Origin of the sequence: Nitratidesulfovibrio sp. (assembly GCF_040373385.1) — a bacterium.
GTDB lineage: Bacteria > Desulfobacterota > Desulfovibrionia > Desulfovibrionales > Desulfovibrionaceae > Cupidesulfovibrio.
The window spans coordinates 130642-152356 of sequence record NZ_JBDXXH010000010.1 but is presented as its reverse complement, the minus strand read 5'-3'; the positions used below and the strand labels follow the sequence as shown (position 1 = coordinate 152356).

The 21715-nt window shown below is 68.6% G+C and carries 17 protein-coding genes; 14 read left to right on the top strand and 3 right to left on the bottom strand.

The window, feature by feature from the left end:
- Window positions 1–88 precede the first annotated feature (88 nt).
- Window positions 89–622, bottom strand: a complete 534-nt coding sequence (locus ABWO17_RS15330) for a hypothetical protein (protein ID WP_353120034.1) — start codon at window positions 620–622, stop codon at window positions 89–91.
- 387 nt (window positions 623–1009) lie between these two features.
- Here ABWO17_RS15330 and ABWO17_RS15325 point away from each other — a divergent pair, with 387 nt between their 5' ends.
- From ABWO17_RS15325 to ABWO17_RS15305, 5 genes are all read left to right on the top strand, one after another.
- Window positions 1010–2503, top strand: a complete 1494-nt coding sequence (locus tag ABWO17_RS15325; protein ID WP_353120032.1) for a LuxR C-terminal-related transcriptional regulator — start codon at window positions 1010–1012, stop codon at window positions 2501–2503.
- Between the two features lie 369 nt (window positions 2504–2872).
- Window positions 2873–3610, top strand: coding sequence for a molecular chaperone TorD family protein (locus ABWO17_RS15320; RefSeq protein WP_353120030.1), 738 nt, complete (start codon window positions 2873–2875; stop codon window positions 3608–3610).
- Between the two features lie 101 nt (window positions 3611–3711).
- The gene (locus ABWO17_RS15315) at window positions 3712–5943 is read left to right on the top strand and encodes a molybdopterin-dependent oxidoreductase (RefSeq protein ID WP_353120063.1); all 2232 of its coding nucleotides are present in this window, start codon (window positions 3712–3714) and stop codon (window positions 5941–5943) included.
- A gap of 10 nt (window positions 5944–5953) precedes the next feature.
- Entirely contained in the window at window positions 5954–6541 is a 588-nt protein-coding gene (locus ABWO17_RS15310; RefSeq protein WP_353120028.1) for a 4Fe-4S dicluster domain-containing protein, read from the top strand.
- A gap of 2 nt (window positions 6542–6543) precedes the next feature.
- On the top strand, window positions 6544–7377 hold the full coding sequence (locus ABWO17_RS15305) for a DmsC/YnfH family molybdoenzyme membrane anchor subunit (protein WP_353120026.1): 834 nt from the start codon (window positions 6544–6546) through the stop codon (window positions 7375–7377).
- A 103-nt stretch (window positions 7378–7480) separates the two neighbouring features.
- On the opposite strand, the gene ABWO17_RS15300 is transcribed toward ABWO17_RS15305, so the two are convergent.
- Window positions 7481–8344 (bottom strand): tetratricopeptide repeat protein, encoded by an 864-nt coding sequence (locus ABWO17_RS15300; protein WP_353120024.1) that lies wholly within the window; start codon window positions 8342–8344, stop codon window positions 7481–7483.
- Window positions 8345–8484: 140 nt separating this feature from the next.
- Between ABWO17_RS15300 and ABWO17_RS15295 the strand changes: the two genes are divergently transcribed.
- The gene (locus ABWO17_RS15295) at window positions 8485–10953 is read left to right on the top strand and encodes a DUF3536 domain-containing protein (protein ID WP_353120022.1); all 2469 of its coding nucleotides are present in this window, start codon (window positions 8485–8487) and stop codon (window positions 10951–10953) included.
- Between the two features lie 132 nt (window positions 10954–11085).
- Here the strand turns inward: ABWO17_RS15295 and ABWO17_RS15290 are convergent, their stop codons facing one another.
- Complete coding sequence (locus ABWO17_RS15290; protein WP_353120021.1) at window positions 11086–11544, bottom strand: hypothetical protein; 459 nt, start codon at window positions 11542–11544, stop codon at window positions 11086–11088.
- A 447-nt stretch (window positions 11545–11991) separates the two neighbouring features.
- Between ABWO17_RS15290 and ABWO17_RS15285 the strand changes: the two genes are divergently transcribed.
- The 8 genes from ABWO17_RS15285 to ABWO17_RS15250 all read left to right on the top strand — a co-directional run bounded on the left by ABWO17_RS15285 (window position 11992) and on the right by ABWO17_RS15250 (window position 21413).
- The gene (locus ABWO17_RS15285; RefSeq protein WP_353120019.1) at window positions 11992–12840 is read left to right on the top strand and encodes a sulfide/dihydroorotate dehydrogenase-like FAD/NAD-binding protein; all 849 of its coding nucleotides are present in this window, start codon (window positions 11992–11994) and stop codon (window positions 12838–12840) included.
- Window positions 12841–12844: 4 nt separating this feature from the next.
- Entirely contained in the window at window positions 12845–14290 is a 1446-nt protein-coding gene (gene gltA, locus ABWO17_RS15280) for an NADPH-dependent glutamate synthase (protein WP_353120017.1), read from the top strand.
- 349 nt (window positions 14291–14639) lie between these two features.
- Entirely contained in the window at window positions 14640–14930 is a 291-nt protein-coding gene (locus ABWO17_RS15275; protein WP_353120015.1) for a late competence development ComFB family protein, read from the top strand.
- Between the two features lie 155 nt (window positions 14931–15085).
- Entirely contained in the window at window positions 15086–15910 is an 825-nt protein-coding gene (locus ABWO17_RS15270) for a histidinol-phosphatase (RefSeq protein WP_353120013.1), read from the top strand.
- A 77-nt stretch (window positions 15911–15987) separates the two neighbouring features.
- A complete protein-coding gene (locus tag ABWO17_RS15265; protein WP_353120011.1) occupies window positions 15988–17631 on the top strand; it encodes an ATP-binding cassette domain-containing protein in 1644 nt (547 codons plus the stop codon).
- Complete coding sequence (locus tag ABWO17_RS15260; protein ID WP_353120009.1) at window positions 17628–18380, top strand: phosphoribosylanthranilate isomerase; 753 nt, start codon at window positions 17628–17630, stop codon at window positions 18378–18380. The genes ABWO17_RS15265 and ABWO17_RS15260 overlap by 4 nt, the downstream gene beginning before the upstream one ends.
- 595 nt (window positions 18381–18975) lie before the next feature.
- Window positions 18976–19866, top strand: a complete 891-nt coding sequence (locus ABWO17_RS15255) for an EamA family transporter (RefSeq protein ID WP_353120007.1) — start codon at window positions 18976–18978, stop codon at window positions 19864–19866.
- Window positions 19867–20405: 539 nt separating this feature from the next.
- Window positions 20406–21413, top strand: coding sequence for a 4Fe-4S binding protein (locus ABWO17_RS15250; protein ID WP_353120005.1), 1008 nt, complete (start codon window positions 20406–20408; stop codon window positions 21411–21413).
- Window positions 21414–21715 lie beyond the last annotated feature (302 nt).

The following is a 21715-nucleotide window of genomic DNA, read 5'->3' as shown; positions in this document are numbered from 1 at the left end:
AGATGCGTGAGTCGGCCCGGATGGACGGGCGGTGCCCGACGGGGTGGACGAACGGCGCGTGCGCGGGGGGCGAGGGAGAATGACGCGGCTACGGCTGCACCCGTATCACCACACGCCGCTCCAGCACCGTGCGGGCCTTGGCCCCGCCGCAACTGGAACGGGCCACCAGGGTCACCGTCAGGTCCAGTTCGTAGCGGCCCGGCGCGCTGAAGCGCACTTCGGAATCCGGGTACCCGGTGGTGGCGGACACCCGCCCACCGTCCGGCCCGGCTGCCCTGTCGATGTTCACCACCGGAAACACGCCGGATGGCAGGGGCGGCCCTTCCAGCGCAACGACCACCGCAAGGGGTGCACCCACGTGGGCCAAGGCGAAAGCGTCCCCCCGCCCCGCCTGTTCGCCCAACCCCGCCAGTCCCGCCTGTCCTGGCAGGTCGGGTGCCACCAGTCGGGCGGTGTGTTCCGGCGAGGTAAGCGGGCACGGCTCTCCTGCCGGGCTGGCGATACCGAAAGAACCGCTGGCGGGCATGATCGGGTCGGCCGCCATGGCCGATGTTGCGCCCGATGCCGCGCCCAACGCCCCGGCAAGCATCCAGGCCAGCAGCCAGACACGCAGTGCCGCCACACCGGGCAGTCGCCCGCCGCCTCGGCGGGCAACCAGACAGGCGAACCTTGACCGCCGGTACAGCCTGACCGGCAGGCATTGCGCAGCGTTTCCGGCTATCCGCCCGCCCCCTGCATATCCCCTGCGTTCCTCCACCACGGCCTCCCCTCGCGTTCCGCCAGACACGCCCTTGTGTCCACGCGTGACTTGGGTAAAGAATAGCATACCCGCGCGGGGGCGCAACGCACCGGGTACCCATCGGGTATGCCGCATGGCAAGGCGCGGGCGCGCGCTGCACCGCGCATCGCCGTCCGCCACCCGGCTTTCCCGCGCCCCGTCCGTTTCCCGGCCCCGCTCCGATCAAGCCCGGCCTCCATGCAGGCCGGGCGCATACCTTCCGGAGTTTCCATGACCAAGCATACCCGCCGCCCCCCCGCCGCAAATCCGGCCAGGTCCGGAGCACGCGCAGACGCCGCCGATACGGCGCTTTTCACTGCGGCCCGGCCCGTGCTGCTGGACATCGAAGGGCAGATGGAACCTTTCCTGACCCGCTGGTCCGAGCGCATGCGCGAGGCGGGCTACCTGCGCCACACCACGGCCAAGCGGCAGGACTGCATCGATTCGCTGCTGGGGTTCCTGCACCCCCTGCGCGCCGCGCTGCACGCCGGGCTTGCCCCCACCTTCGGCGACCTGGTGCGCGAAATCGAAGACGGCCTGACCAGCGGTGCCCCGCACGGCTGGGGGCACGACCTGCTGACCTCTGCCCGGCGCCACCGCATGCGCGGCGTGACCGAGGCCATGTTTCTGGGCTGCTTCCACACCCTCGTGCACGCGGTACTGGACGTGGTGGAGGCCATGCCCGCCCCCCGCCGCGCCCGCGACGCCGCAGCGCAGGTGGTGCGCCTGTACGGCGACGCCTTTTCGGTGCTGTTCACCCGGCACTGGGAATCCCGCCGGGCAGAGGTGGACACCACCCAGCTTGACGATGCCAACCGCCTGCTTACGCTGGAAAAATGCAAGGTGGAAAATTTCCTCGACTCCACCTCGGACATGGTGTTGGCCATCGACGCCGCAGGCATCATCACCAGCGTCAACCGCACCGCGCACCGGCACCTGGCCGGGCGTGCGGTGCCGGGGTTGCCCATCTGGACGGCGCTGGGGCTGGAGGGCGAAAGCATGCAGGACCTGCTGCGCTTCTACCCCCTGGGGGTCTCGTGCGAGATCACCCCCGCCGCCGCACCGGACGCGGCGCTTGCCACCGCTCCCAATCGCCCCGAAGTGGGGCCGCCCCACGCCGCGCAGGTCTTCCGCATGCGCATCTCGCCGCTCAACGCCGTCAGCCTGGCCAGCGACGGGTATCTGGTCATGCTCACCGACGTCACCAGCCACGTGCACCAGCGCGAGGCGCTTGAACGCGTGGTGGCCGAACGCACCGAGGCCCTGCGCGAGGAAAAGGCCCACCTGGAGGAAATGAACATCACCCTGCGCACGGTGCTGCGCAACATCGACGGCGAACGCGCCGAAATCAACCGCGAGGTGGCGCGCAAGGTGCACGCCATGCTGCTGCCCGCGCTGGACCACCTGGAGGCGGACATGGAACCGGAAGTGCGGCGCGGCTACCTGACCGTGATCCGCGACCAGTTGCTGCGCCTGGCCCCCGACGATGCCGGGCCGGACCCGCTGCTGCTGCGCCTGAGCCCGGCAGAAATGCGCATCTGCCAGTTCATCCAGGCGGGCAGCCCCACCAAGGACATCGCCAGCGCCCTCAACCTGTCCGTGGAAACGGTGCAGACCCACCGCAAGAACATCCGCCGCAAACTGGGCCTGCACGGCAAGGACGCCAGCCTGTGCGCCTACCTGCGTAGTGCACCGGGGCCGCGCTCTCCCTCCGGCGCGGAGTGACGCGGGATGATTTTCTTGCGGCGGGCATGATTTTTCCGCCACGGCCCGGCAGCCGCCAGGCCCGGCAATCCTCCCTTGCGACCGGCGCGGCATGCCGCCCCCCCCCTTGCCGCCGCCTGACGATGCAGCCGCCCGAACTCCTGCACGCGCAAAGGGTTGCCCCCTCCATTCCGGCCACGGCCTTCGCCACCCCCCTCCTCATCCGGACGGTTCCGCCCGCATCGGGTAGTGTCCCCTACCCATTATCACCCCATTTCATAGCCTTGTGACGACAACGCTCCCGGACTAGCCTGCATATGTCCAAAAACAGGCCACTGCCCGCATCCGCCTGCATCCGCGTGTGCGGCCCGGACAGACCGAGGAGACGCAATGAATCACATTTTTCCCACCCCCGGCACGCCCCGCGATGCATGCCTGTTGCGCGCCCTGCGCGACCTGTTCTCCGCGCGGGGTGCGGACGGCCTGCGTGCGGCCTCGCTGGCGCTGGATGCGTGCCGCACCATGTTCGGATGCTCCCGCTCCACGCGCGGCGCTCCCCCCTGCGCCCCATCCGGCCCTCTATCCGGCCTAGACACCATTGATACCCCCGACCACTGGCGCACTACCGAGTACGCCTTCAACCGGCTATTCGTGGGGCCCATGGCCGTGCCCGCCCCGCCCTACGCCTCTGCATGGCTGGAAACGGAACCCCGCCTGATGGGTGAAGCCGCCATGGACGTCCGCAACCTGTACCACTCCCTCGGGTATGCCGTACCCGATGAAGGCGCCACGCCCGACGACCACCTGAGCTTCGAGCTGGATGCGGCGCTTGCGCTGCTGGCCCTGCGAGAGGCGGCGAACGCCGCTCCGCCATCTTCCGCTCCGGAGCCTTCCCCCTCCACGCTCGCCACCGACACGCAGGAAGCATGGCGCTGGCTTGTGGCCGAGCACATGGGGGCATGGGTGCCGCGCTTCGTGCAGCACGCCCTGGCCGAACCCGACGTGCCGCCCGCCATCGCCCGTGCGCTGGCCATGCTGCTGTGCTGGCAGGAAGATGCCGCAGCAGCCTGTTCCACCGCCAGCATCGAAGAGACGATCACCGGAATGCAAGGCCGGCAGGACGCATAGCCAACAATCTTCCGCAAATCACGAACACCACGGAGGTCACCATGTCCGATTCCCTCGGCGCCCCCTCGCGCGGAGCGCCATCCCGCACGCCATCCTACGCCATGACCAGGCGCAGCTTCCTCAAGGGGCTCATCGCATCCGGCGCGCTGGCCACGCTGCCCTGCGGACTGCTGACGCCCCGCAGCGCATCCGCCGCGCCCTTCAACAAGGCGGATTTCCAGATCTTCCGCAACGCCTGCCCGCGCAACTGTTACGACACGTGCAGCATCGTCACCTACGTCAAGGATGGGGTGGTCAGGTTCGTGGAAGGCGCGCCGGAATCCACCTTCACGGCGGGCGGGCTGTGCGTGAAGGGCTATGCCTACCCCCGCCGCGTCTACAGCCCCGACCGCATCAAGTACCCCATGGTCCAGGACGGGCGCGGCAGCGGCAACTGGCGGCGCGTCTCGTGGGATGAGGCCATGGAACGCATCGCCCGCAAGCTGCTGGAGATCAAGGAAAAGGACGGCAACCTGCTGGGTCTTGCCCTTACCAAGTATTCCGGCAACTTCGGCATCACCAACTATGGGGTCGAGGGCATGATGTCCTCGTTGGGCTACACCACCCGCCTCGTGGGCACGCCCTGCTGGCCCGCAGGCATAGACGCCCAGAACTACGACCTGGGCGACATGTGGTGCAACGACCCGGAAGACATGGAAAAGTCGCGCTACGTCATCATCTGGGGCGCCAACCCCGCGTGGTGTTCCGTGCATTCCATGAAGTACGTCTACGCCGCCCGCGACCGGGGGGCCAAGATCGTGGTCATCGACCCGGTGCTGACCCAGACCGCCGCCAAGGGCGACGTGGCCTGGCAGCCGGAAACCGGCAGCGACGGCGCGCTGGCGCTGGGCATGGCCCGGCACGTGCTTGACCTGGGGCTGGTGGACCGCGACTTCGTGGCCAACAACGCCGTGGGCTTCGAGGAATTCGCCGCGTACCTGCGCAACAACGTCACCGTGGACTGGGCGGCGGAAAAGTCCGGCATCCCCGCCGACGAGATCCGCCGCGTGGCAGAGGAATTCGCCACCGCCAAGCCCGCCACCATCTGGATCGGCTACGGCATGCAGCGCCACGTCAACGGCGGGGCCGCCGTGCGCGCCATCGACGCGCTGGTGGCCATGACCGGCAACGTGGGCAAGGTGGGCGGCGGCGCGCGCTACGGCCACCTGCAAACCTGGGGATTCAACTACCACGCCATGATCCAGAAGGCCCCGGCGGGGTCCACCGGCTTCGTGGGCAAGGCGGGTCCCAAGGGCGAATTCGACGTGACCGCAGGTGCGGCGGCGGCAGCCGCCTACACCGACCGCGCCCTGAACATCAACAAGACCGCCCAGGAACTGCTGGACGCCCAGAACCCGCCGGTGCGCGTGCTGTGGTCGTCGTGCAAGAACCCCTTTGCGCAGGACTTCGACCGCAACAAGCTGGAAAAGGCCTTCAACAAGCTGGAAATGGTGGTCAGCGTCGAACAGTTTTTCACCGAAACGGTGCGCCACTCCGACATCGTGCTGCCGGTGACCACCCTGTTCGAGGAATGGACCGTCAACGCATCTTACTGGCACTACTGGGTATCACTGAACGAGCAGGCCATCGCCCCCCTGCACGAGGCCAAGTCGAACATCGAGATCGCGGCGCTGCTCTCGAAGCACATGAACCGCCTGTCTCCCGGTTCCTGCACCTATCCGCAGGACATCGACACCAAGGAGTGGATGGAGAAGGAGTTCAACAAGGGCGTGTACGAGTTGCTGGGCATCAGCCACTGGCAGGACCTGCGCAAGGGCCCGGCCAAGGCGAAGATGCCGTCGTCCGCCTCGTGGAGCGACCGCAAGTTCAAGACGCCGTCGGGCAAGTACGAGTTCCGGTCCGACCTGTGCGCCAGCCACGGGCACAAGGCCCTGCCGGAATACAAGGAAGGCCGCAAGGCCTACGCCCCCTACCGCCTGCTGACCCCGCACAGCAAGTTCGCCATCCATTCGCAGTTCGCCAACCTGGACTGGATGGAAGAATTCCAGAAGGAACCCTTCGTCTACCTGAACCCCGCGCTGGCCAAGGCCAAGGGCATCGCCGACCTGGACACGGTGCGGGTGTTCAACCCCACCGGCGAGGTGAAGCTGCGCGCCAAGATCACCAATACGGTGCCCGGCGACTGCCTGCTGGTGTACGAGGCGTGGTTCCGCAAGCTGGACTTCAACGTGCAGAACCTTGTGGATGACGAGTCGGCGGACATGGGCGCCTACAAGACCGGTGCCCCCGGCGTGGCCATTCACGACCAGTTCGCCGACGTGGCGAGAGCATAGGAGGCGGCCCATGACCACACAAAAGACATCCCGTCCCGGGCAACGCGCCTTTCTGGTGGACGTGGAGCGCTGCATCGGCTGCTTCACCTGCGCCATGGCCTGCAAGAACTATTACCAACAGGAAACCGGCGTGGTCTGGCGGCAGCTGTATCCGCTGGACGAGGCCATCTACCCCCACCGCGAGCGGGCCTTCTTTTCGCTGGCATGCAACCACTGTGAAAACCCCGCCTGTCTCAACGCCTGCCCGGTGAAGGCGTACGAAAAGCGCGAGGACGGCGTGGTGGTGCATCATCAGGACCGCTGCATCGGCTGTGGCAACTGCATCCGTTCCTGTCCGTACGGCGCGCCGCGCTACAATCCGGTGCTGAAGAAGGCGGAAAAGTGCAGCCTGTGCCACGAACGGCTGGACGCCGGTGAACAGCCCGCCTGCGTGCAAAGCTGCCCGGTGCGGGCGCTGCGGCTGGTGGACATTGCCGCCCTGTCCACGGCGGACGCCGCCAACGCCGTGCAGTACCCGGCAGGGTACCCGGAAATGCCGCAGGTCAACCCGTCCACCCGCTTCATCATGCCCAGAACACCCCGCGTGGTGAGGAGGTAGCCATGCAGAACATAGAACTTCCCCTCGTGCTGTTCACCGTGCTGTCGCAAGCCGCCGTGGGCATGGCCCTGCTGCTGGCCGTTCGCTCGTGCGGCTGCGCGGGCGGGGCCTGCGCGACCACGCCGACCACGACGGGCACGGGCGGCGGCGCCCCCGGAAGCCGCGCGGAATGGCTGACAGCCACCATCGTCATGGGCGTGGCCCTGCTGGCCTCGCTGTTCCATCTGGGCCATCCGGAAGGGGCGGTGCGCACCCTGGCTCATCTGGAAAGGGCCTGGCTGAGCCGCGAGATTCTGGCCTTTGGCGCGTTCGCCGTGCTGCTTGCCGTGGCCGCCGTCACCGGCAAGGCGGGCGCGGGCCTGCGCGGGGCCGCCGCGCTGGTGGGCCTGGCCGCCCTGTACACCTCGGGCATGACCTATGCGCCGCCCGCCATGCCCGCCCTGCACAACGCCGCGCCGCTGGGGTTCTTCCTGCTGTCGGCGCTGCTGCTGGGGGCCTCCTTCGGCAGCTGGTTCGCGGGCGAAGGCAGCCAGCCCATGCTGCGCGCCGTGCTGCTGGGCAGTCTGGCGGCGGCGCTGGCGGTGTACGTCATCGTGCCCTGCGTGTGGGCATCGGGCGGCACGGTCATGCAGATGACCGCGCGCGCGTGGCTGGCATCGCCCCTGTACTGGGCGCGGCTGGTACTGGGCATCGTGGTGCCGCTGGTGGTGATGATCCGCAGCCCGCGCATCCCCCGCTGGATGGGGCCGCTGGTGCTGCTGGGCGAACTGGCGGGCCGGGCCGTGTTCTTCGGGGCTACCGTGCATGCCGCGGTGAATCTGGGCATCCCGTACTAACGGCGTACCCTGCTGCCGCAGGGCTTTTGCCTGAATGAAAACGGGGCGGCGTTCGGAAGAACGCCGCCCCGTGATATTTCCACAGGCTTCAAGGCCCTTGCAGCTAATAGCTTTCCACGGTGTCCGCCAACGATTCCGGCACATCGCACGGATCGTTCAGCAGAAGTTCCTGCGGCATGTCCATGGGGTGCCCCACATCGTGCCCCTTGCGCACCGCGATGACCGCGCGCAACTGCTGCCCTTCCTCCAGCCGGGGGTTCAGGGCCAGGGCGCGGCACAGAAAGCCGTTGGCCTTCTCGTAATCGCCGGACTCGAACAGGGTCCGGGCGATGTTGTACAGCAGGTGGTCGTCCTTGGGCGCCAGTTGCGCGGCGCGGGCGTAGAAGCGCAACGCCTCTCCGAACATGCGGCTTTTGCGCAGCTTGATGCCGAAATCGTTGAACATGTGCTTGTGACGCGGGTCGAAGGCGCCGGGCAGGGCAATGAGCCGCTGGAACACCTCGCGCGCCTTGTCCAGGTCTTCGCGGGCAAGGTAGGTGAGCCCCAGCCCGAAGGTGGCGCGCACGTTCTGCTCGTCGATGGCCAGGGCGTTCTGGAACTCGAATTCGGCGCTCCAGGTCTCGCCGCGTTCGCGGTGGCGCTCGCCGCGCGCGATGTGCCCGGCCAACTCGCGCATGGCCGGATACACCTTCTCGTGGTAAATGGCGGGTTCGGGAATGTAGTCGAGGACGAGGTCCTCGTAGGTGACGATGGTGGTCTCGCCAGTGGGCACGTGATTGTCGTTCAGCACCTGGGCATCGTAGCGGCCATCCTCGCGCTGGTTCACGTAAATCATCACGTTCTGCTGCACGGTACGTCGCGTTCCGCCGAAACCGATTTTCATATCGGCCGTCGTGGAAAAGACCCCGCGTCTGGGCTTTTCGCCCAGCACGGGAAAATCTTTCACCATTTCCGTATCGACGTTCACGGCGAACCCCCGGTTGTCTACGGCATGATGATAGCCTTGCATTGCTCCCCCGTAAACCCTGCTTGTGCCCCCATAGTCGGGTGGGGCACCTTTCCCCGTTCGGCGGGGCGGTGTATCCTGCCGGAAACCAGGAGGTTCCCATGCCCCGCAGCCTGTGCATCCATGGCCACTTCTATCAGCCGCCCCGCGAAGATCCGTGGCTGGATGATATTTTGCCCGAAGGCAGCGCAGCCCCCGCCACCGACTGGAACACCCGCATCCTGCACGAAAGTTATGCCCCGTTGGGTTGGGCGCGCCGCCTGGACCGCGAAGGGCGCATCGGCGACATCCTGAACTGCTACGAATGGACCAGCTTCAACGCCGGGCCCACCCTGCTGCGCTGGATGGACCGCCACGCGCCGGACACCCTGCGCCGCATGGTGGAAGGCGACCGGACAAGCGCGGCGCGCTGGGGGCACGGCAACGCCATGGCCCAGGTGTACCATCACGTCATCATGCCCCTGGCCACCCCGCTCGACCGCGAGGTGGAAACCGCATGGGCCGTGGCCGACTTCACGGCGCGTTTCGGACGTACGCCCGAAGGCATGTGGCTGCCCGAGGCCGCCGTGGATACCCCCACGCTGGAAACCCTGGCGGAGGCGGGCATCGCCTTCACCGTGCTGGCCCCGCGCCAGGCCCGTGCCGTGGCCGCGCTGGACGGCATCGACCAGGCCAATGCCGCGTGGCAGCCGGTGCACGAAGGCTCGCTGGACATCGGCCTGCCCTACCGGGCGGAACTGCCCTCCGGTCGGAGCATCGACATCTTCTTCTACGACGGCCCCATCTCGCGAGCCGTGGCGTTCGAGCAACTTTTGCGCGACGGCGAAATCTTCTGGCGCAGGCTGGCCGACGCGGCCCGCGCCCTGCCCGTGCCCCCCGGCGAGGAACGGGGGGACGGCGGAAACGGGGACCGGCTGCTGACCGTATGCACCGATGGCGAAACCTACGGCCACCACTTCACCTTCGGCGAAATGGCCCTGGCCCACGTGCTGGCCCAGGGCTACGCCGGGCGCGACGGCGTGGCGCTGACCAATTTTGCCGCGTTCCGCCATCGCAACCCGCCGCGCATGCGGGTGCTGCTGCACGAGCCTTCGTCGTGGAGCTGCGCCCATGGCGTGGAACGCTGGCGGTCCGACTGCGGCTGCACAGACGGCGGCCACCCCGGCTGGAACCAGCGCTGGCGCGGCCCCCTGCGTCAGGGGCTGGACGCGGTGAAACAGGGGCTGGACGCCCATTTCACCGCCGCCGGATCCGCGCTGTTCCGCAACCCCAAGGCCGCACTGCTGGCCTACGGGCAGGTGCTGACGCAGCCCGGGGACACCGCCGCGCGAGAATCCTTTGCCGCCGCGCACTTGGTCCCCGGCATCACCGGGCGGCAGGCCGACGCGGCGTGGAAGCTGCTGGCCATGCAGGAGGCGGGGCTGGCGTCCTTTGCCAGTTGCGCCTGGTTCTTCGACGAAATTTCGCGCATCGAGCCGGTGAACGCCATGACCTACGCCCTGCGCGCCCTGGACCTGTGCACCGCCACCGGCGGTCCGGACCTGTTGCCGCGTCTGGCGGAACACCTGACCCACGCCCTTTCCAACAAACCGGAGGAAGGCACCGGGGCGGACATCCTGTCCCGCACCGTACTGCCCCGACGCGGCACGGACGCCAGCCTGGTGCTTCAGGCCCTGTGGCGCCTGCGCGCGGAACAGGGACTGCCCGCGCCGGGCACCACGGCCACCCATGCCTGGCCGGGCGCCGAGGTGGACGTGATCCTCGATGCACAGGATGCACATGGCGCACAGGATGCGCCTGACACGCCTGCCCGGCCTGACACACCTGCCGGGCCTGACATATCTGGCAGCCCGGAAACCGGCCCCCTCGGCACGGGAAACATTACGGGCACCGCCGCGCTGCGCCTGCCGCTGGAGGCGGAAGGCCGCACCGTGCGCTTCGCCTGGACCCCGCCGGGGCCGTCCACGCCTGCCCGCGCCTCGCGCATCACCGTGCGCCCCGAGGCGGAACCCCATGCCGCCGCAACGTCCCTTTCCGTGGCAGACCTGCCGCTGAACGCCCGGCAGGCCCTGCTGCTGTCCCTGCTGCGCGGCGAGGAACGCAACCAGGGCGCCCGGCGCGCCGCGCTGGCCAGCCAGGCACTCGCCCTTGTCGACCCGTGGGAAGAAGCCCAGCACGACATGCCCGCCAGCCACCTGTGGGCCGACCTTGCCCCGCAGCTTGGGCTGGCGTTGGTCACAGGGCCGCCTGCGTCCACCCTCTCCGGTGACGACACCCGCAACGACGCCGCGTGGCGGCAGGGGTTGGATCTGCTGCGCTCGCTGCAACCATCCCCACGCCAGCGGCACGGGCTGCACCTGCTGCTGCGGGACCACCTGCTGGAACTGCTGGCCGCCCCCGCGCCGGACTGGAACGAACTGTGCGGTACCGTGGCGCGCACCCGCGAGGTGGCACCCGACTTCGACTGGTGGACCGTGCAGAACCGGATGTGGGAGCGATTGCAGGCCAGCGGCGCGACTGCCGGGGCGCAGGCCCGGCAATGCGCGGCCCTGCTGGGCTTTCGGGTATAGCGCATCCCGTGCCGATCATGACGACGGCCTCGCGGCACGCTCCGGTGCCACGAGGCCGTTGCTATCACAATGATAACAAAAGTCAATTGCAAAACATGCGCAACACACCAAGAGTTGGTGCGATACCCACGCCTACACGGCGGTCTGGATCATGGAAGGCCGGTCCACCAACGAGGCGGAACGGGCATAGGCCCGCGCGCCTGCGGCGGGGGTACGGGTGGGGGTTGCCTCTCCCGTCAACACGGCCTGGGCTGTCCGGGTCCCGGCGTCCTGGGCGGCAAGGGGGGCCGTGGAGTCGGTGGCCTGAGCCGAGGCTTCGGCGGGGGCCAGTTCCGCCAGCAGTTGCTGCGTTTGCAGGCTGTCGGCGAAGTTGAAGGCCCGCATGCGGTGCAGCGATTCGGCGGCCTGTACGGCGGCGTCCTGCTCCGTGGGGGTGGTTTCGGTCTCGTAGCTGACCGTCAGCGGGCCAAGGGAGAAGGCCGTCTTCGTTCGCCTGGCGGAAAGCAGCCCCAGCGCATCGCCCGCATCGCGGGTCAGTGCGCGGCTGTACGCGGCAAGGCCGCGTGACGAGGTTGCGTCGCCGATGTCCATGGCCGTTCCTTGGCTATGGTGCGTGCTGGTGCGTTTGCCGGTGACCCTGCCGACATGGTCCCCTGGCGCCTTCGGCAGGCGGAACGTCCCGTTCCTGCCGTCTCCGGTCACGGTCCGGTCAGGCGAAAACAGCCCAGGCAGGCGGAACCTGCCAGCTCATGGCCGTCCCCCATTGGGGAGGATGGTGTGCGCGCCCTGTTCCACCGCTGACGTGATACATTAATTTACATACGACCGAGCGCCCGCGCAACCCGCATTTTTCTTGCATTGAACGGGCGCAGAACTTACGAAGGTCGCTGACCGTTCAACCGGTTGCAGCCGTTTTCGCCACGGCGCCCCGGCAACCGTCGTCCGCCACGGCGCGGCCCGCGCAAGCACGGCATACTGTGGCACCACGCGACAGCACCACGGCGGACAGCCAATCCCCGCAAGGAAGGAAGCACGCGCATGCCCTGCAAGATACTGGAAAAAGAGCGCCTGATCCCCGGCCAGACCAGCAAGCTGGTCATCGACGCGCCGCACATCGCCAAAAAGGCGCTACCGGGCAACTTCGTCATCCTGCGCGTCTGCGAAAAGGGCGAACGCATTCCCCTCACCATCGCCGACGCCGATCCCGAACGCGGCACCATCACCATCGTCTATCTGGTCATGGGCAAGTCCACCGCCCTGCTGGAAACCCTGGACGCGGGCGATTCCATCCTTGACCTGTGCGGCCCGCTGGGCAAGCCCACCCACATCGAAAAGGCGGGCACGGTCATCTGCGTGGGCGGGGGCACGGGCATCGCGGCCATGCATCACATCGCCAAGGGGCACCACAAGGCGGGCAACCACGTGGTGGCCGTCATCGGCGCGCGCAGCAAGGACCTGCTGCTGTTCTACAACGAACTGTCCTCCTTCTGCCCCGAAGTGCTGGTGTCCACCGACGACGGCAGCTTCGGTCACAAGGGCCTGGTCACCGACCTGCTGCGCCAGCGGCTGGAGGCCGACAAGACCGTGTCCGAGGTGGTGGCCGTCGGCCCCGTGCCCATGATGGCGGCGGTGGCGAAAACCACGGAACCCTTCGGCGTGAAGACCACGGTCAGCCTGAACTCCATCATGGTGGACGGCATCGGCATGTGCGGTGCCTGCCGGGTGAGCGTGGGCGGCGAAACCCGCTTCGCCTGCGTGGACGGCCCCGAATTCGACGGCCACAAGGTGGACTTCAACGAACTGCGCCAGCGCCTTGCCGCCTTCAAGCCGCAGGAGAAGGCATCGTACGACCACCACTGCAAGTGTACCTGCGCGGGGGAGAAGTAAGACCATGACCGCCACCGCCGAACGCAAGCCCGCCGGGGGCCGCAAGATCACCCCGCGCGTGGACATGCCCTGCCAGCCCGCCAAGGAGCGCATCCGCAACTTCGAAGAAGTGGCCGTGGGCTACACGCAGCAGATGGCCACGGAAGAGGCCCGACGCTGCCTGCAATGCAAGAACCCCAAGTGCGTCAAGGGCTGCCCCGTGGAAGTGCCCATCAAGGACTTCATCGGCCAGCTTGCCAAGGGCGACCTGGAAGGCGCCTACCGCACCATCAAGTCGACCAACAGCCTGCCCGGCGTGTGCGGTCGGGTATGCCCGCAGGAAAACCAGTGCGAGGGCGCCTGCGTGCTGAACGCCAAGGGCCAGCCCGTGGCCATCGGCCGCCTGGAACGCTACGTGGCCGACACCTACATGGCCCTCGACGCCTGCGACCACCTTGCCGCCAGGCTGACCTGCCCGGCGGTGGACCCGGAACTGCGCGTGGCCTGCATCGGCAGCGGCCCGGCCAGCCTGACCGTGGCGGGGTACCTTTCCTCGCGCGGGATCAAGGTGACCGTGTTCGAGGCCCTGCACGAGGTGGGCGGAGTGCTGGTGTACGGCATTCCCGAATTCCGCCTGCCGAAATCGGCCATCGTGGAAAAGGAAGTGCAGGCCCTGCGCACCCAGGAAGTGGATTTCGTCACCAACTGGGTGGGTGGCCGCACCTTTTCCGTGGATGACCTGTTCGCGGAAGGCTACCGCGCCGTATTCATCGGCGTGGGCGCGGGGCTGCCGCGCTTTCTCGGCGTGCCCGGCGAAAACCTGACCGGGGTGTTTTCCGCCAACGAATATCTTACCCGCGTCAACCTGGGCCGGGCCTACGCCTTTCCGGACTACGACACCCCCGTCTACCAGGGCCGCGACGTGACGGTGTACGGCGGCGGCAACGTGGCCATGGACGCCGCGCGCACGGCGCTGCGCCTGGGCGCGGAATCGGTGCGCATCGTCTATCGCCGCACCCGCGACGAACTGCCCGCCCGGCACGAGGAACTGGAACACGCCGAGGAAGAAGGCGTGATCCTGGAACTGCTGGCCAATCCCGTGGCCTTCCACGGCGACGAGATGGGCCGCCTGACCGGCGTCACCCTGCAACGCATGCAGCTTGGCGAACCGGACGCATCGGGCCGCCGCAGCCCGGTGCCGGTGGAAGGCGACACCTACGAACTGCCCACCGACCTTGCCATCATCGCCGTGGGCACCCGGCCCAACCCCATCCTGCTGGAAGCCACGCCGCAGCTGAAGCTGAGCAGGCGCGGCTACATCGAGGTGGACGAGAACACCGGCGAAACCTCCATTCCCAACGTGTTCGCCGGGGGCGACATCGTTACCGGCGCGGCCACGGTCATCCTGGCCATGGGCGCGGGACGCAGGGCTGCCAAGGAAATCCGCCGCCGCCTGAAGGGCGGGGAGTAGCGCTTCACCACGCGGACAGGACGGACAGGGCACCGGATGACGCCGAAGGCGGGATGCGCGCGCAGCACCTGCCCACGCGCTCCATCCGCAGGCACATCTTTCCTGTCTGCTGCATCGAACGCCCGCCGCCGCCCTTTCGTCCGCACGGGTCGAAGGGGCGGCGGCTTCGCATTGCGGCAAGGGTACGCGCGCTTGCGACCAGCCTGCGCCGTTGCTATGTTCATGAATGCGGCACGTGCCGCACGCACGACGTGGATACGCAGCATGGTGCCCCACAGCGCGCACGGTGAAATCCCGCGCCTTCGCCCCCGGACATCCATCCCCCCCCCCCACCCGAGGAGGCCTGCCCATGGCGCCCAGAAGCGAAAAGTACCGCATCGGCGACATCGACCTGACCGACATCCGCAACCGCAACGAACTGCGGGTCATCAAGGCCATGGAACAGGTGCTGCGCGAACCGCCCGTGTACACCCCGGACCCCAAGGACATTCAGGACATCTACGCGCTGGCGCTGAACAACCTGGCCCCGCGCTACGCCCAGACCGGCACCATCGTGCTGCGTGATCCGGTGCGCGACGAGCAGATCATCGAGGCCGTGCGCAACGCCTTCGTGCGGGTCATGGAACGCCCCAAGGAATAATCACCACCAGCGCTCCCCGCGCAGCCCGTCCGCCAAGCCAGTCCACCAAGCCAGTTCGGGCAACCAGTCCGTCAGGCCAGTTCGGGCGGCTCATCCCCCCGGAGCATCCCACCCCAACCCGCCCGCCAGCACCGGGCGGCCATGGACACACCGCCGTGATCACCGTCGACCTGCACACCCACACCAGCCATTCCCACGGGCAGGCCACCGTGGAGGAAATGTTCGCCACCGCCATGGATCGCGGCATGGAAGTCTTCGGCTTTTCCGAACATTCGCCCCGCCCCCTCGCCTATTCCTATCCCAGGGACTACCGCGACAAACTGACGGCAGGCTTTCCCCGCTACGTGGACGAGGTACGCGCCCTGGCCAATGGACGGCAGGACGGCAAGACCGTGCTGCTGGGCCTGGAAATGGACTGGCTGCCGGGGCAGGAACCCTTCACGGCGGAAACCATCCACCGCTACCCCTTCGACTACATCATCGGGGGCATCCACTTTCTGGGCACCTGGGGCTTCGACTGCACCGTGGACGACTGGAAGGACCTTGCGCCCGAACAGACCCACGACGCCTTCGTCCGCTATTTCGACAGCCTGCGCCGCATGGGAGCGTCGGGCATGTTCAACATCGCCGCCCACCCGGACATCATCAAGATATTCGCGGTGGAGGCCTTTCACGAATGGCTGGAGCGCCCGGAATCGCGCCAGCAGGTGCGCGATGCCCTCGCCACCCTGCGCGCGGCGGGCATGGCCATGGAAATATCCTCTGCCGGGCTGCGCAAGCTGTGCAAGGAAATCTATCCCTGCCCCACCATCATGGAAATGGCCCGCGAACTGGAACTGCCCATCACCTTCGGCTCGGACGCGCACTGCACCTCCACCGTGGCCTGGGGCTTCGACCAGCTGGAAGAATACGCCCGCCGCTTCGGCTACACGCACAGCGTGTGGTTTCAGAAGGGTGTGATGCACCAGCGGCCTTTCTAGGGGCGCGCCAAACGGCACGCCGTTGTTCCCGGCCCTTCCTGTACCACTCCCCATTTCTCCCATTATCCCCAATCATCATGACCACCACACCTTCGCCCCCTGCCGACCGCGCCGCCCCCCTGGCGGTGCTGGATGATGTCCGCGTCAGCTTCGGCGGGCGCCGCGCCCTGGACGGCGCATGCTGGACCCTGCGCGCCGGGGAATGCTGGGCCGTATTCGGCCGCAATGGCGCGGGCAAGTCCACCCTGCTGCGCGTGGTGCGCGGCACCACCCGGCCCGACCAGATCGACGGGGGGCAGGTGACCTGGTTCCCGCCCGCGGGCGACGACGCCTTGCCACATCCCGAAACGTCGCCCCTCGCCGGGCGCGCCCTGTGCACCAGCGTGTCGTCAGCCCAGCAGGAGCGCTACATGCGCCAGGGCTGGCTGCTCACCGGCGAGGAACTGCTGCTCACCGGCTATTACGACACCCCCTTGCTCTACGAAGACCCCGGCGCGGAACGCATCGCCGCCGCGCGCGACCTTGCCCGCCGCCTGGGCGCCGCCCACCTGCTGGACGTCAAGGTGCCCGCCATGTCGCAGGGGCAACTGCGCTTGCTGCTGGTGGCCCGCGCCCTGGTGCGCCAGCCCGCCGTGCTGCTGCTGGACGAGGTGTGCGAAGGGCTGGACGCCACGGCCCGCGCCGCCGTGCTGGGCGCCGTGGACCATGCCGCCGCGCTGGGGGTGACCGTGCTGTTCGCCACCCACCGCACCGACCAGTTGCCCGCCTGCCTCACCCGTGCCCTGCTGGTGCAGGGGGGGCGCATCATGGCGGAAGGCCCGCTGGCGGAAGTCATGGCCAACCTGCCCTCCGATTCCGGCGTGTGCGGGGGGGACGGGCTGGACACCCCGGATACGAAGGACATTGCCGTGCCCGGCATGCCCGGCGTGAACGGCGGTGTGGCGCTGGCCCCGGTGCTGGCCCGCATCGAACGCGCCGACGTGTTCGTCGAACGGGTGCACGTGCTGCATGCCATCGACTGGACCATCCGGCGCGGCGAAAACTGGTGCGTCATCGGCCCCAACGGCTCGGGCAAGTCCACCCTGCTGCGCCTGCTGCACGGCGAGGAAAACGTGGCCGTGGGCGGCGACATCGTGTGGTTCGCGGACGAGGCATCCTGCGGGGTGGCCCGGCGCGGACAGGCACAACAGGCGCAACAGGCGCAACAGGCATCCCTGCGCGACCTGCCCCTGCTGCACCGCCGCGTGGCCCTGGTGTCCGACCAGTTGCAGGCCACCTACGGGTACGACCTGACCGCCGAGGAACTGGTGCTTACCGGATTTTCCGGCACCATCGGCCTGTACGACGAGCCGGACGACGACCAGCGGGCCGAGGCCGCCCACTGGCTACGCATGCTGGGCGCGGCGGGCCTTGCCGGGCAGCGCATCCGCACCCTGTCCACCGGGCAGTTGCGCCGGGTGCTGCTGGCCCGCGCCCTGGCGGGCGCGCCGGACCTGCTGCTGCTGGACGAGCCGTGCTCCGGGCTGGACCCGGCCAGCCGCGCCGCGTTCCTGGCCCTGCTGGGGCAACTGGCCCGCGCGGGCGTGCAGATGGTGCTGGTCACCCACCACGAGGGCGACCTGATTCCGGAAATCAGCCACGTGCTGCGCCTGGCCGATGGCCGCATCACCCACTGCGGCCCGCGCGGGGACGGCGGCATGGTGCCCGGCGTGACCGCATGACCGGCGACGCGCTTTCCGCCATCCCCCGGCTGGAGCGCGGCGCGCCCTGCACCGGGCTGATCCAGGTGGCGGGCGTGCACGACATGGCCGAGGCGCTGGCCCTGCGCGAGGCCGGGGTGCACGCCATGGGGCTGCCCCTGCGCCTGCCGGTGAACGCGGAAGACCTGACGGAAGCCGAGGCCGCCCGGCTGGTGGCCGAGGTGGAACGCCTGCCCGCACCGCCCCTGCTGGCCGTGGGCATCACCTACATCACCGACGGGGCCGAGGCGGCGGCGTTCTGCCGCGCGCTGGGGCTGCGCCGCCTGCAACTGCACGGCCCGGTGGCGGCCAGCGAACTGGCCCGGCTGCGGCGCGCTTTGCCGGACCTGTTCCTGATCAAGAGCCTGGTGGTGCGCACCGATGGCAACCTGCCGGAACTGCTGGACACCGTGCGCGAACTGGCCCCCCTGACCGACGCCTTCATCACCGACACCCACGACCCGGCCACCGGCGCGGACGGGGCCACCGGCCGCACCCACGACTGGGCAGTGAGCGCAGAACTGGTGCGCCGCTCGCCCCGCCCGGTGATTCTTGCCGGGGGGCTGAATCCGGATAACGTGCGCGCGGCCATCCTGCGGGTGCGCCCGGCAGGGGTGGACGCGCACACCGGCGTGGAAGGCCCGGATGGCCGCAAGTGCCCGGACAGGCTGCGCCGCTTCGTGGACGAGGCCCGGCGGGGCTTTGCGGCAGCAGGCCTGCACCGGGCCTGATCCCGGCGAACATCCCGCGTCTCCGCAACCTTCCGTCGCCCGGTGCATCCGGGCAGGACCGGGCACCAGTGTCCGCCGCGTACCGCCCGTGCCCCCCGCGCAAGCCCTCCCCCTCCTGCGGCAAGCCCCTTGAACTTCCTGATTCTTTCCGCTACACCTTGAGCTGAGGATTGGGAAATTGCGCACAACCCGCGCGCGTTCCGCGCCGGGGCACCAGAAGGAGGCTGTCATGGATTTCGCATGGTTCATCGCGGGTATTCTGGGCGTGGCCATCGCGCTGCGCTACATCAAGTGCACCACCCCTAACGATCCGCACCACCACTAGAACACGGTTTTCGCCCTCACGGGCATGCGGCCTGCGCCGGGTTCACGCTCGGCCATGGCCCGCGCAGGAAGCGGACGGCCCCGGCCGTCCGTTTCGCGTTTTCCGGGTCCACGCTCCAGGGCGCCGTGCCCGCCATGTCCGCCATGCCCGCCGTACCCGGCCCGCTGCATCCTTCCGCTTCCCGCAGGCTTGACGCCGTCCCCGTTTGCCGTAGGAACGGACGCAACGCCAACGCATCCCGCCCCCACTCCATCAGCGAGGAAGGTCCCCATGGAACCGGTCGTGCTTGTCGCCGTCCTTTCCGCCGCCGCACTGCACGCGGCATGGAACGCCATGGTCAAGGCGGACCTGGACAGGTTTCTTGCCGTTACCATAGTAACCCTGACCGAGACATGCGTGGCCCTGGCGGTGTTGCCTTTCGTCGCCCCTCCGCCGCCCGCCGCATGGCCATGGCTGGCCGCTTCGCTGGCATTTCACACCGGGTACAACCTGTTCCTGGCCCAGGCCTACCGCATGGGCGACCTGGGACAGGTCTACCCCATAGCCCGTGGCAGCGCGCCACTCATCGTGGCCCTGGTCATGGCCACAGCCTTCGGCGAACGGCTTTCCCCCGCTGCCAGTGCGGGCGTGGCCGTGCTGGCGGGGGGCATCTGCCTGATGTCCTTACAGGGTGGGCAGGGTGGACGAGACGGACGGGCCGAACAGGCCGAACAGGCCGGACGCGCCCGTGGCCTGCCCGTCGGGCGCGCGGTGGCCTTTGCGCTGGCCACCGCTCTGTTCATCGCCTGCTACACCGTCACCGACGGCATCGGCGCACGCGCCGGAGCCACGCCGCATGGCTACGCCGTGTGGCTGTTCCTGTTCGACGGCCTGATCATGTTCGCCATCCTGCTGGCCCGACGCGGTCGGAAAGGGCTGGTGGACATCCGCGCCAACTGGCGCGGCGGCGCGGCGGGCGGCTTGATGGCCGTTGGCGGATACTGGATCGTCATCTGGGCCATGGCATCCGCCCCCATCGCCCTGGTTGCCACCCTGCGCGAAACAAGCGTGCTGTTTGCCGCAGCCATCTCCGTGCTGGTGCTGAAGGAACCCCTTACCCGCTGGCGCGCGGTGGCAGCCTGCGTCATCGTTGCCGGGGCCATCCTGACCCGCGCGGGGTAGACGCGCCATCTTTCAAGGGCACAGGCTCGAAAGCCGGTGCACGCAACGGGCGGGAAGGCATATCCCGTCCGTTCGCCTTTGCGCGGCATGGTGAGGGCGATGACGCCCTGGCCCGGCAGGCATATGCCCCACTGCCCGGCATGGCGGTTTTCGCCGCCGTCAGGGCATGGACGCAACGCTCCGCATGCTTCACCGTGACCCATGTCACGGACATGCCCGCCCCTCCGTGCCACGGTGGCTGCGGGCATCCGTGGCTCCGCACCTGGCCACGCACCGCCATCAGATGCCGGACACCATGCGCCCGCCGTGCCGCAACTGTCGCCTGCCCGACGGACAGTTTCGCACTTGGGGCGCAAAATCGGCGCGCGGGGTGGGTGCCACCCCGCCGCCCTGCCCGATGAAGCCCGACTCGGCTCGATCCGACTCGGCTCGGCCCGGCTCGGCCCGGCTCGGGCACGCCCCCAGCCCGGCCAGCCGTATCCCGCCAGTACCAAGGGCCATCGGCCCGTTTCGCCAGCCCAAGCCCCAAGGAGCATTCCGTGCCGCGTTCCCCGTTCCGCCTGCCATCCCCCGCCCGCATCCGCCTTGGCGTGCAGGCCGCCTACTCCCTGTTCCTGCTCTACGCCGGATGGCGCTTTTTCCTGTACGTGCGCTGGGCCATGGGCGAAACCGAAGACTTCGTGCCCAAGCCCCCTTCCGTGGAAGGCTTTCTGCCCATCAGCGCGCTGATCGCCTTCAAGCGGCTGCTGGTCACCGGCCAGTGGGACCCGGTGCACCCCGCCGGACTGTTCATCTTCATCGGCGTGCTGCTTATGGCCCTGCTGCTGCGCAAGGGCTTTTGCGGGTACATCTGCCCCGTGGGCTTCGTCTCGTCGCTGCTGGCCCGGCTGGGCACGCGGCTTGGCATTGCCCGGCGCACCGGGCCGCGCGTTGCGCGCCTGCTCTCGCTGCCCAAATACCTGCTGCTGGCGCAGTTCGCGTGGATATCCGTGGTGTCCATGGACGTGGAATCCATAGAGGGCTTCCTGCTTTCGCCCTACAACTTCGTGGCCGATACCCGGATGCTCCAGTTCTTTCTGGCGCCCAGCAACACCGCGCTGATCGTGTTCGCCGTGCTGGGCGTGGGTTCGCTGCTGCTGCCCTATTTCTGGTGCCGGGTGCTGTGTCCGTACGGCGCGCTGCTGTCGTTGCTGGCGCGCCTTTCCCCGGTGGCGCTGCGGCGCGACCCGGCAGCCTGCGTGGACTGCGGGCGCTGCTCGCGCGCCTGCCCCGCCGCCCTGCCCGTGCAACGGCTGGAGCGGTTATCTTCCGGCGAATGCGTGGGCTGCACGGAATGCATTAGCGCCTGCCCCGTGGACGGCTGCCTGTCGGTAAGCCTGCCCGGCAAACGCCGCCTGCCCGCCTGGTCCATTGCCGCCGGGTGCGTGCTGGTGCTGCTGGCGGCCTGGGGTATTGCGCAGGCATTGGGCATGTGGGATTCGCCCCTGCCGCAGTCCATGGCCCGCCGCTTCCACATGATGCTGCGGGCAGGCATGATCACCCACTAGGGGGACCACGGCTTCCCGGAGCCTCCCCTGTTTTTGCGTTGCGCACACACGCGTCGCACCATCCGCGACGCATCCCGGCGCCCCGTCCGAAAGGAATTTGGCGGTGCCGGGATGCGCATGCGCCACATCCGTTGCCGCACCTTCGCGCTGCGTATCCCCTTCCGCAATGGGTCGATGGGGTTACGCAGCACGCCGACAAGGCCGTGCCCCACCCTGCCGCCGACAAAAGCGCCCCCCTCTTCCGTCACGGCCCGCTGCCTCAGCATTGCGGCGTCACCCCCCTTGTCATCTCCCGCTGCGAT

Excerpts from the sequence above, each read along its gene's own strand:
- ABWO17_RS15325 (WP_353120032.1), top strand. The coding sequence starts at position 1,010 with ATGACCAAGCATACCCGCCGCCCCCCCGCCGCAAATCCGGCCAGGTCC.
- ABWO17_RS15320 (WP_353120030.1), top strand. The coding sequence starts at position 2,873 with ATGAATCACATTTTTCCCACCCCCGGCACGCCCCGCGATGCATGCCTG.
- ABWO17_RS15315 (WP_353120063.1), top strand. The coding sequence starts at position 3,712 with ATGACCAGGCGCAGCTTCCTCAAGGGGCTCATCGCATCCGGCGCGCTG.
- ABWO17_RS15310 (WP_353120028.1), top strand. The coding sequence starts at position 5,954 with ATGACCACACAAAAGACATCCCGTCCCGGGCAACGCGCCTTTCTGGTG.
- ABWO17_RS15305 (WP_353120026.1), top strand. The coding sequence starts at position 6,544 with ATGCAGAACATAGAACTTCCCCTCGTGCTGTTCACCGTGCTGTCGCAA.
- ABWO17_RS15295 (WP_353120022.1), top strand. The coding sequence starts at position 8,485 with ATGCCCCGCAGCCTGTGCATCCATGGCCACTTCTATCAGCCGCCCCGC.
- ABWO17_RS15290 (WP_353120021.1), bottom strand. The coding sequence starts at position 11,544 with ATGGACATCGGCGACGCAACCTCGTCACGCGGCCTTGCCGCGTACAGC.
- ABWO17_RS15285 (WP_353120019.1), top strand. The coding sequence starts at position 11,992 with ATGCCCTGCAAGATACTGGAAAAAGAGCGCCTGATCCCCGGCCAGACC.
- gltA (WP_353120017.1), top strand. The coding sequence starts at position 12,845 with ATGACCGCCACCGCCGAACGCAAGCCCGCCGGGGGCCGCAAGATCACC.
- ABWO17_RS15275 (WP_353120015.1), top strand. The coding sequence starts at position 14,640 with ATGGCGCCCAGAAGCGAAAAGTACCGCATCGGCGACATCGACCTGACC.
- ABWO17_RS15265 (WP_353120011.1), top strand. The coding sequence starts at position 15,988 with ATGACCACCACACCTTCGCCCCCTGCCGACCGCGCCGCCCCCCTGGCG.
- ABWO17_RS15260 (WP_353120009.1), top strand. The coding sequence starts at position 17,628 with ATGACCGGCGACGCGCTTTCCGCCATCCCCCGGCTGGAGCGCGGCGCG.
- ABWO17_RS15255 (WP_353120007.1), top strand. The coding sequence starts at position 18,976 with ATGGAACCGGTCGTGCTTGTCGCCGTCCTTTCCGCCGCCGCACTGCAC.